Source organism: Kitasatospora sp. NPDC017646, assembly GCF_044329365.1.
Taxonomy (GTDB): domain Bacteria; phylum Actinomycetota; class Actinomycetes; order Streptomycetales; family Streptomycetaceae; genus Kitasatospora.
In genome coordinates this window covers 1-7,236 of the sequence record NZ_JBIRJC010000098.1, presented here as the reverse complement: position 1 = coordinate 7,236, position 7,236 = coordinate 1, and the positions used below count along the sequence as shown (strand labels likewise).

The following is a 7,236-nucleotide window of genomic DNA, read 5'->3' as shown; positions in this document are numbered from 1 at the left end:
CGCGACGATCACCATGATGAACTGCGCGAGCAACCCAACGACTCGTCACACCAGGGCCGGTGACCTGCACCAATCACGATGAAACTTCCTCAATGGAAACCAGGCGCTGATCCTCCCAGCCTGACCGCTGGACGCCGACCGCTTCGGACCCCTCGGTAGAGTCTGGGCAATGACAGGAAACCAGGGCCGCTGGCCAAAGATCGACCAGGATGGTGGCATCGAGGACGTGACGCTGCTCATCCTGGAATGGCTGGGCGAGCAGGGCGTGAATGCCATGATCAGGGTGGACGCGGAGCGGGTGGCTGATAACGCGCCAGCGTGGACGTTCGCCGCCAGCGGAGGTCCCCTGGAGCACGGCATGCGCGCTGATGGGAGAACCGTGCAGCAGTGCATGTCCGCCGCCCTCTCCCAGCTGCGCGAAGCCAGGTTGACTGTTCCGTTTTGATCTTCGTTCGCCACTTGCTTCGATCACGGCGATGCTCTCCTGGCCTCTGTGGTGCCTGCCGGCTGGCGGACGCCCGGCATACCGAGTTCGACAGCGATCGACTGTCTCTTGACGAGTGCGTCGACCTGGGCGAGCTTGTCCTCGGCGCCGGCAAGGCTGACCTTGAGTCCTTCGACCTCGCCGAGCCAGCCTTCGCGTTCGGCTTCGGCGATACGGGCGATGAGGTTGTCGCGGATCTCCTCGATGCGGGAGCGTTGGTCCGGGTCCGGCCTGAGGAGTGCACATCTGACACAAGCGTGCTCATGAACACACGGGGTGGAAAATGCGCGGCCGCAGGTGCCGATGGACACCTTGCGCTTCTCGAAGTGCGCGAGGAAGGCATCCCACTCCTCCTCGGTGGGAGTTCGGTATTCTTCGCTGGGCCGGGTGGACCGGCGGCGGGCGATGAACGCCCTGTGCGCCTCGATCGTCTCGGCCGGGTAGACGGCTTTGTAGCCCATCGTTGTATCGATGTTCTTGTGCCCGCAGATCACTTGGGCGATGTGCGGTGGGAGGCCGTTCATGATGGCGTCAGTGACGAAGATCCTCCTGAAGTCGTGCGGGGAGATCGTGAGCGGTGCGCCGGCGGAGTCGGTGAGCCCGGTGGCCGCGATCGCGCCGATCAGCAGCGTGCGCAGGAACGTGGGGGTGAAGGCTTGGTGCTCGGTTCCGATCTGCCGCTGGAACAGCAGTGGCATCGGCGGGTTCCAGACCTTCTCACGGACGTCGTAGAACGGCGCCAGCGGGATCGCTCCGGCGGGGCCGCGTAGCCGGCGGACGATGGCTGACAGGACGTCCGCCAGTTCCGGGCTGACCAGCAGGAGGCGCTCGGTGTCGGTCTTGGACGGGGCGATCTGGAGCAACGGAACGATCTCGCCGGTGGCCGGGAGCCGGTATTGGGTGATGCTGTGGTGGGTCAGCTCCAAGAGTTCTTCGTTGCGGATGCCCGTCAGGCGAAGCACCTCGACGGCGGCGAACGCCCAGAATGCTTCCTCCTCCTCGAAGGAGAGGTTCCGGCGTCGCCCGGTGGCAGTCTCCTCGGCCCAAGGAAGGTGTCCCGCGGCCTTGGACGTGACGGCTCGGCGAAGCGATCCCTCTGTGCCGGGGATCACCGTCCCTGGCTCGGTGGCCTGCGCAGTCCGGAGCAACTCGGCGGCCGCGAGCCTGCGGCGGTTGGCGGTGCTGACCAGCACGGGGAGCACGGGAAGGCGCTCGCGGGTGCGCTGATCCATCCGTGCCTTGCGGTGCTTGCGCTCCTTGGCCTTGCGGATCTCGTCATCGCTGATCGGGCAGCGGACGACCCACGGTCCCCAGCGAGCCGGTTCCTCCGTGGCCCAGTGGGCGAGGTCGAGATAGAAGGCTCGCACCCGCATCAGCTCGTCCTTGGCGTTGAGCCGGGGGCTGGCGATCTCGACCGTCGTCCCGTCGGGACCGGTGGTGGTGCGTCGCTTGGTGCTCAGGTCTTCCTTCCAGGCGCGGGCCAGCGTCGGCGGCAGCAAGAGCGTGTCGATGCCCGGCGACAGCGCTTCGACCCGCGTCCAGAACAGCCCTGCCAACGTCCGCGAGATCGCGTCCAAGCTGGCGAAGTCCAGCGAGGGCTGCCGCTCGCGGAGGTAGTCGACCAGCAGATCCCGGATCGGGCGGCACCGGATCGGGTAGCGGTCCACGAGCTCCTCGATGGTCAGCTGGCCCAGGGCCTGTCCGAACGCCCGGATCGTGGCCGGGGCGTCTTCGGGGAAGATGCCCAGAGTCCGCAGCCGCAGGTAGAGGTCGACCTTGTGCTGTCCGCCGCGGACGTGGACCCGGCGTTGGGTGTCGAACAGCTCCACGCAGTCCCCAACGGTGATGTCCCGGATGAGCCCGCCTTTGCAGGCCAGGAGGACGGCGATCCGGGTCGCTGCGATCTGGGCGTCTTTGCTGGAGTGCGGTTGCGCGGCGGCCATCTGCACCAACTGCTCGAACCCGTCGGGGTCACGGACCTCGGCCATGATGGTGGCCAGGTATCGGTGGGTGCGGGTGAGCATCCAGGGCAGGCTGGGACGGATCACATCACCGGCGATCAGCATCAGCAACCCGGTGGACAGGTCGGCGCGGACGTACGACGGCGGCGACCCGGCCTGCTGGCTCAGGAAGCGCAGTGGGAGCTCCGTCCAGTCCGCGCCGGGAAGGTGCTCGGCGCCGCTGCTTGTCCACCGTTCTTGCCAGGTGTCTCCAGGAATGCTCGCGAGCCACTCCAACGTCTTCGTCACACCGCGCCGACGGCCAGCTCTGGTGGCCTTAGCCGCTGGCAGGAACGGTGGCGCGGTCAGCCGCTGCAAGACCTCCTCGGCCAGTTGGCCGGTCGTTGGCCAGTGGACTTCGGCGGCTCGGGGCGGGAATCGTTCTCGTAGCACGCTGTTCCGCGCTCGTGCCTGCTCAGCGGTCGCGTTCGTGGCCTGCAGCGGCGGGCGCGTCGAGTGCTTCTTGGTGACGGTCATGATGACCATCCGAACAGGACGTCCAGGGTCTGAGGATCGTAGCCCGGTGCCGGAGGCGGCGGCACGGGCTCGGTGCGCTGGTCGGTCCGGCGAGCGTGGTGGGCCAGTACCTGGGCGACGACTTCGTCCTGGCGCGGGGCTAATGGTGGAGTCGGGTATTGGAACTCTCCGAATGCCTCGGCCTCACATCCCGCGATCGGGTCCGTGCCAGGACTCCGGTCGATCTTCCGGACTCAGGGGCGGACGTTCGAGCTTGACCGGTCCCGGATGGAAGTACGTCCCATTGGGGTGGATGACCTCCTCGCCGGCGAGGTGCCGGTGAAGCCACTCGGCGAAGCCCATGGCGTGTTCCCAGTACCCGCCCTCGTCCCGGTTGTGCACGACGACACTCCAGTCGGGTGTCTGGGGACTGCGGCGGAGGAAGACGTGGAACCCGAAGTCCGTCGACAGGGCAGGAATCAGGACGCCGTCGGCTCCGGTGTCGGGGTGCGGAAGGCCGTCCCAGTCGGCGTCGCGGAAGGCTTGCTCGGTCAGTCGGATCTCGTCAAGGAGGTTCCACCATGTGGTTGCTGGGTGATTGAAGTAGAGGTGGCCGTTGACCTTGATCGGCGCGTACTCATCGACGAACTCCTTGTATTCCGAAGGGAGTTCAGTGCCGATCTCCGATTCCAGACGTGTCCAGCTCTCGGGATCGGCGAAGCGTCGACCCCCTGGCCCGAGCATCGTGAAGACTGCAGGAAGATGGTCGGACATGGTCGCGCCTCTCGTTTGGGTGGGAACGGTCGGTTGGTCGCCGAGGTGGTGAGATCTCTGGGAAGCTTGGCTCAGGTGTAGTCGAAGAATCGGTCCCACCAGGTCTGTGGCCCGAAGCAGGAGTTGAGGCTGCTGACGCCGTCGTAGCGGGCCCAGAGCAGGTGCTCGGAGACGGTGATGTAGCCGAGTGCTTCGAGTTCATCGCCGACGCGGCGACGGTCGGCGGCCTCGAAGAGGATGTGCTCTTCTTCCTCGTCGTAGCTGCCGGGGTTCCCCAGCGTCACAGCGGCCAGGTTGCCGTAGTTGCTGATCGTGATGGTGATGTGGTCGCCGCTGGCCGATGCGAGGGTGGGGATGACGATCGTCCCGTGGTGGTTCGCGTCCTGGACGCCTCGATCGACGACGCAGGTGCAGTGGAATCGCTGGTCGAGATTGGCTGCGAGCCGGTCGAATCGGGTCCGGGTCGCGGCGTGGTCGTAGTTCTGAGGGAACTCCATGTGGTCGGGGTCGTCGAGCTGCTTCAGCAGAGCCAGGACGTGCTGGTCATCGAGGGGCATGCTCATTGTCTCCTCGCTGGTGGGAATGGGTGATGCGGTGGCTGACCTGCGCGGCGTAGGCCCCCCAGTCGCCGGCGGCAGCTCGCTGCCACTTCACGGCGACGGTGATGTCGATGCCGAGGGTTCGGGCGAGGACCGCGGCGGGCAGCTCGGTGGCGAGCTGGAACAGGGCGGTCGAGCGGGTCTCGGCGAGTCGGATGCCGAGTTTGCGGAGGCGTTCGCCCATGGCCCAGACGCTGATCGGGCGGCCGGGCTGGCCGCCGGGGAACAGCCAGGGCGAATCCGTGCGTCCGAGGACGGCGTGACTGCGTCGAACCGAGACCTGCCGAACAGCCAACTCGGCGACGATTTCCGGCAGTTCGACCGGGACATCGCCGAGTCGGATGCGGACCGCTCCATCAGCCTGCTCGATGTCGTCAACGGTCAGACGAGAGATCGCTGCGGGCCACTGGGCATAAAGGAGCAACAGCAGGCCGGCGAGGCGGTCTTCGGTCCGGATGGTGTCGTCGTGCAGGAGACGGCGGGCTGTGGCCCAGCGGGCCTCGTCGTCCATGGGCCGGGAGGGGCCGTTCCATCTCACGGCCGGGAAGCTGAGGTCGCGGGCGATCTTCTGGGAGAGGGCCCAGCGCACGAAGTTGCCTGCTTCCCGGCGGTGGCGCACGTTGTCGCTGGTCATCCAGCGTTCGAGGTCGATCTGGCGGCAGGTGGCAAGGGTCAGGTTCTGGTCGTCGAGCCAGTTGAGGAGGTGGACGGCTGCCCGCAGATGCTGGCGGACGACGGTGAGCTGGGTGTGCGTGATGCCCTTGCCGCGGTTGCGGCGGCGAAGGCGCCGCAGCAGATGCCAGGTCGCGTATCGGTGCAGGATCTTGCGCCCCTCGACGGTTGCGTGGGAGGCGACGAGATCCTTCACGAGTCGTTCGAGGCGAACCATCTGCTCGTCCCGCTGCGGAAGGGCCTCGGTAGCCACGAGCACGCTGCGGATGTGCTCAACGACCTTGCCTTCCGGGAGTTCGTCCAGGGCCTCGTGGCTCATGGGCCGGCGCCCGGAAGCGAGATCCGACAGGACGGTGGAGACGATGCCCTTGGAGAGCCAGCGCATCGCGGTGCCGGCGCGTTCGGCGCCGGTCAGGGCGTCGTGGAGGGCTTGGAGCTTCGGCGGTATGGCGCCCGCGTCATCGGCCAGGAGATCGTGGAGCCGCTGCTTGAGGGTGCAACGAGGGCACGGTCCTGGAGCTCGTAGCCGCTCGGCTTCGCCGCAGGTGGGACAGGGGCGCCAGAGTTCCGCGTCCGGTGTGGTGCACGGGCCGCAGATGGGGGTGTCGGCGGTGCCGGAGTGGATGCCGCGGAGCCGTCCGCAGACGGTGCAGCGGGCTTGGCGCCTGTCGCAGCCGCCGCACCGGGGCAGGCCGGTCAGCTTGGAGAGCGTGCAGGGTGCGGTGCGGCCGCAGAGCGAGCAGGCCAGCACGGGCAGCGGGCAGCAGTTGGGGCAGAGGGGACCGTCGGCCGTGCGGGTCTGCACTCGCCGTCGTTCGCCGCAGCTGATGCAGGCCTCGGTGTTCGCGGGGTCGGTGACCAGGCAGTTCGGACACAGCGGACGCCCGTGCTCGTCACGGGTCGCCGGTTCGCGTCGGGCACCGCAGCGTGCGCATTCCTCGACACGGGACTTGGCGATGCAGTTGCGGCAGACCCGCTGCCCGTCCAGCGGCTTGTCGATGCGGACGACCCGGTAGCAGCGGGGACATGCGGGCCGGACGATCCCGGCGACGCCTGCCTCGTGCAGCAGGTCGATGAACTGCAGGATGGCGCGGTGCGGCGCGAGGTAGCCCTCGCCGGTCAGCAGACGGGGGTTGTCCTCCAGAGCCCATACCAGCCTCCGCCGGTAGGCGGGGCGGGTGGGCACTGACCGGTGGAGGGCTTCGGCGATCACGTCATGGTCGGCGTCCGGGGCGATTGCGACGATCACTTTGTGGACGACGTCGACCGGGTTGCGGTCGTCGGCGTCGGGACACATCGAACAGCGGGGCAGGCCCTTGCGGTCCCGGAAGGCCAGGCGCCGGGTGTTGCCGCAGGCGGCGCATTCCGCGGTCTCCTGGCCGCAGACCGAGCAGTACCAGTCCTGGCCCTGGCGCTGGAGGGTCCGTAGGTTCTTGCCGCACTCGGCGCAGACCGGTGGCGAGATCGCCGATGCGCCGGCATTGCGGAGTTCGATGAGCAGGTCGCCGATGGCCCGCGGTGCCGGGGATCGGCCGTCCGTGAGGACGGCGGGCCGCATCGCCAGGGCCTGCGCGAGGCGACGCGACTTCGCCCGGCCGCCCGCGACCGCGGTGACCACGGCCGCGATGACGGCGGGCCCGAGTCCCTTCTCGACGTCGGTGATCAGATCGGTCATCAGGCCGATCGGGTCGGTGACGGCGCGCCCGTGATGGTCAGCGGTGGTCACGGCCGGTCAACACCCCTGATCCTGGCCCGCTTCGGCCGCAGTCCGCCGAGCCCTTCCGCGGGTTCCCCGCCGCCGCTGGCGGTGGCCTTCTTCGGCTTCTTCACGGCTCCGGCCACGGTGATGGGCTCGATGAGGTCGTCCATCGTGCAGTCCAGGATGTCGAGCAGGGCCATGAGGATCTTCAGGCTCAGTCGCTCCGGTCGCTCGACGACGAGCCGGTAGACCTGGCTCGACGACAGGGTGATCCTGTGACCGAAAGCGATAGTTGGCGGTTGGAGCTGATAGTTGGCGGCACAGGCGTCCCAGCACGAAGCGTGGTGAGTGTGGCCCAGCACGCTAACTGTCGGGTCAGCACGGGATCTGTCATCCACCCACAGCCCCAGCTGAAGCGCAACGTCTCCCCTGACCTCTAGGCTGCCCAGGTGCGCTACCTAGTCCTGTCTTTCGCAGGTGCTTCGTTGAGGTGATTCGGCACGGAGGCGGTGTCCGGAGCGGGTCGTGGAGCGTTGATGGTGACGTGCCTGT

Annotated in this window: 6 protein-coding genes; 1 reads left to right on the top strand and 5 read right to left on the bottom strand. The window is 67.7% G+C overall.

The features are described 5' to 3' along the window. The first annotated feature begins 169 nt into the window (after window positions 1-169). On the top strand, window positions 170-445 hold the full coding sequence (locus ACH4J0_RS42450; RefSeq protein ID WP_396246540.1) for a hypothetical protein: 276 nt from the start codon (window positions 170-172) through the stop codon (window positions 443-445). 23 nt (window positions 446-468) lie between these two features. On the opposite strand, the gene ACH4J0_RS42445 is transcribed toward ACH4J0_RS42450, so the two are convergent. The 5 genes from ACH4J0_RS42445 to ACH4J0_RS42425 form a co-directional block, all read right to left on the bottom strand. Beyond that, window positions 469-2,961, bottom strand: a complete 2,493-nt coding sequence (locus ACH4J0_RS42445; RefSeq protein ID WP_396246539.1) for a tyrosine-type recombinase/integrase — start codon at window positions 2,959-2,961, stop codon at window positions 469-471. Window positions 2,962-3,144: 183 nt separating this feature from the next. After that, window positions 3,145-3,714: an SMI1/KNR4 family protein gene (locus ACH4J0_RS42440; protein WP_396246538.1), complete on the bottom strand. Its 570-nt coding sequence runs from the start codon at window positions 3,712-3,714 to the stop codon at window positions 3,145-3,147. Between the two features lie 71 nt (window positions 3,715-3,785). After that, entirely contained in the window at window positions 3,786-4,271 is a 486-nt protein-coding gene (locus tag ACH4J0_RS42435) for a hypothetical protein (RefSeq protein WP_396246537.1), read from the bottom strand. Then, on the bottom strand, window positions 4,258-6,711 hold the full coding sequence (locus ACH4J0_RS42430; RefSeq protein WP_396246536.1) for a site-specific integrase: 2,454 nt from the start codon (window positions 6,709-6,711) through the stop codon (window positions 4,258-4,260). Before ACH4J0_RS42430 ends, ACH4J0_RS42435 begins: the two co-directional genes overlap by 14 nt. Further along, complete coding sequence (locus ACH4J0_RS42425; protein WP_396246535.1) at window positions 6,708-7,082, bottom strand: helix-turn-helix domain-containing protein; 375 nt, start codon at window positions 7,080-7,082, stop codon at window positions 6,708-6,710. Before ACH4J0_RS42425 ends, ACH4J0_RS42430 begins: the two co-directional genes overlap by 4 nt. Between the last annotated feature and the right edge of the window lie 154 nt (window positions 7,083-7,236).

What these genes read in the sequence shown, in the direction of transcription:
- ACH4J0_RS42435 (WP_396246537.1), bottom strand. Translation starts at nt 4,271, where the DNA reads ATGCCCCTCGATGACCAGCACGTCCTGGCTCTGCTGAAGCAGCTCGAC.
- ACH4J0_RS42445 (WP_396246539.1), bottom strand. Translation starts at nt 2,961, where the DNA reads ATGACCGTCACCAAGAAGCACTCGACGCGCCCGCCGCTGCAGGCCACG.
- ACH4J0_RS42450 (WP_396246540.1), top strand. Translation starts at nt 170, where the DNA reads ATGACAGGAAACCAGGGCCGCTGGCCAAAGATCGACCAGGATGGTGGC.
- ACH4J0_RS42440 (WP_396246538.1), bottom strand. Translation starts at nt 3,714, where the DNA reads ATGTCCGACCATCTTCCTGCAGTCTTCACGATGCTCGGGCCAGGGGGT.